This is a genomic window from Luteimonas huabeiensis HB2, assembly GCF_000559025.1.
GTDB classification, from domain to species: Bacteria; Pseudomonadota; Gammaproteobacteria; order Xanthomonadales; family Xanthomonadaceae; genus Luteimonas; species Luteimonas huabeiensis.
In genome coordinates this window covers 1-2,530 of record NZ_JAAN01000048.1, presented here as the reverse complement: position 1 = coordinate 2,530, position 2,530 = coordinate 1, and the positions used below count along the sequence as shown (strand labels likewise).

Annotated in this window: 2 protein-coding genes; both read right to left on the bottom strand. The window is 73.5% G+C overall.

The window, feature by feature from the left end; genetic code table 11:
• Window positions 1-362: 362 nt before the first annotated feature.
• Complete coding sequence (locus Z164_RS0118875; RefSeq protein ID WP_024892200.1) at window positions 363-1,091, bottom strand: phosphatase PAP2 family protein; 729 nt, start codon at window positions 1,089-1,091, stop codon at window positions 363-365.
• Window positions 1,066-2,352, bottom strand: a complete 1,287-nt coding sequence (gene ispG / locus Z164_RS0118870; RefSeq protein WP_081770271.1) for a flavodoxin-dependent (E)-4-hydroxy-3-methylbut-2-enyl-diphosphate synthase — start codon at window positions 2,350-2,352, stop codon at window positions 1,066-1,068. Before ispG ends, Z164_RS0118875 begins: the two co-directional genes overlap by 26 nt.
• Window positions 2,353-2,530: the final 178 nt, after the last annotated feature.

The following is a 2,530-nucleotide window of genomic DNA, read 5'->3' as shown; positions in this document are numbered from 1 at the left end:
CGCGCCGGCGGGCGCGGCCGCTCCGGCGGCGCCCGCGGAAACGGCGGTGCGTGGCGTCGCGGAACCGAGGTAGTCGATGGCGCTGGCCGTGGCGATCAGGGCGAGGCCCAGCGACGCGAGGCCCACGCCGATCCTGCGTGCGCGTGAAGACATGGACATACCGGATTTCCCCTGGACGTGTCGATGTGACGACGATGACTGCGGCTGAACGCGCAGGCGGGCGCCCGCTCGTCCCCTGTCCGCCCCCGGCGGCCGTCCCCCTGTCGTCGCAGTGGCCGGCCGGACGCGTTGCGTCGCTTATACACCTTTCGTGTCGGCGTGGCGACAGGGTTCCGTCGCCCTCGCGCGCCTGCCGGCGCGCGCTATCGCGCCCGGTCGCGGCGCCAGGGCCGGTGCCGGGCGCCGCGGTAGATCCAGAGATAGACGCCGGTCACCCACAGGCTGGACGCCATCCAGCCGGCGAGGATGTCGGACGGATAGTGCACGCCCAGGTACACCCGCGACAGCCCGACCATCGGCACGAACACCGCCATCGCCGCCAGCACCGGCCAGCGCCAGCGCGTGGGCCAGGACAGCAGCACCAGCACCAGCGCCAGCGAGGCCGAGCCCATCGCGTGGCCGCTGGGGAAGCTGTAGGTGGATTCCGGCGCGATCGATTCCCACAGCGAGGGCCGTTCGCGGGCGAAGCCGCGCTTGGCCAGCATGTTGAGCAGCCCGGAGCCGCCCAGGGCGACGCCGGCGAAGACGCCCTCGCGGAAGCGCCGCAGCACCAGCAGCGCCAGCGCCAGGCCGACGCTGGCCGGCACCACGCCCCAGGCGTAGCCGATCTTCGAGAAGAACAGGAACACCCGGTCGAAACCGTCGTGCGCCATCGCCTGGGCGAACAGCAGCACCGGCTCGTCGAACGGGATCGCCTCGGCCTCGTGCACCTCGTCGGCCAGTTCCGCGAACACCCACAGCGGCGCCAGCAGGCCCAGGAACAGCAGGGTCAGCGCCCCGCCGTGGCGTCGCAGCAGCGCGGCGCCGGCGCCGGCGGCGTCGTGCAGCAGCCGGGTCGCGCGCCGCTCAGGCCGGCCCGGCGTTTCGGCCATAGCGCCGGTCCACGTAGTCGTCGATCAGCGCGACGAACTCCTGCGCGATGCCCTCGCCGCGCAGGGTGACGGTCTTCTCGCCGTCCACGAACACCGGCGCCGACGGCGCCTCGCCGGTGCCCGGCAGCGAGATGCCGATGTTGGCGTGGCGCGATTCGCCGGGGCCGTTGACCACGCAGCCCATCACCGCCAGCGTCATCGTCTCCGCGCCCGGGTGCGTGATCTTCCACTCCGGCATCTTCGCCCGCACGTGCTCCTGCACCACCTTGGCCAGTTCCTGGAAGAACTCCGAGGTGGTCCGGCCGCAGCCCGGGCAGGCGGTGACCATCGGCGTGAACGCGCGCAGGCCCAGGGTCTGCAGCAGTTCCTGCGCGACCACCACTTCCTGCGTGCGCGGCGCGCCCGGCTCCGGGGTGAGCGAGATGCGGATGGTGTCGCCGATGCCCTCCTGCAGCAGCACGCTCAACGCGGCGCTGGAGGCGACGATGCCCTTGCTGCCGATGCCGGCCTCGGTCAGGCCCAGGTGCAGGGCGAAATCGGAGCGGCGCGCGAGATCGCGGTACACCGCGATCAACTCCTGCACGCCGCTGACCTTGGCCGACAGCACGATCTGCTCGCGCGCCAGACCCAGTTCCACCGCGCGCTCGGCGGAGTCCAGCGCCGAGCGGATCAGCGCCTCGCGCAGCACGCGGCCGGCGTCCCAGGGCTCGGCGCGGCGGGCGTTCTCGTCCATCAGCGCGGCGGCCAGCGCCTGGTCCAGCGAGCCCCAGTTGGCGCCGATGCGCACCGGCTTGCCGTAGCGGATCGCGAACTCGATCAGCTGCGCGAACTGCAGGTCCTTCTTCTTGCCGAAGCCGACGTTGCCGGGGTTGATCCGGTACTTGGCCAGCGCCTCGGCGCAGGCCGGCTCGCGCTCGAGCAACTGATGGCCGTTGTAGTGGAAATCGCCGATGATCGGCACCTCCACGCCCTGCATGGCCAGCCGCTCGACGATCCGCGGCACCGCCGCCGCCGACTCCGGGTTGTTCACGGTGATCCGCACCAGCTCCGAGCCGGCGCGCCAGAGCGCGGCGATCTGCTTGGCGGTGCCGACCACGTCGGCGGTATCGGTGTTGGTCATCGACTGCACGACCACCGGCGCATCGCCGCCCACGGCCACGCCCCCCACCCGCACCTGGCGCGTGGCGCGGCGCGGCGACGGGCCGAAGGGACCCGCGGTGTCGGCGGGCTCGGGCAGGCAGGGCGAAGGCAGCGCGGACATGCGCGCATTCTACGGCGAACCGCCGGCGCGGTCCCGGCGCCGGGCCCCGGCGTTCAGCCGCCCGCGCGCCCCCGGCACCCGGGCGGGGTGCGACGCCCTGTCGCTCCCCCGAACGCGACCGCGCATGTTCCACTCCCGCGCCATGCGTCCCCCCCCCCCCCCCCCCCCCCCCCCCCCC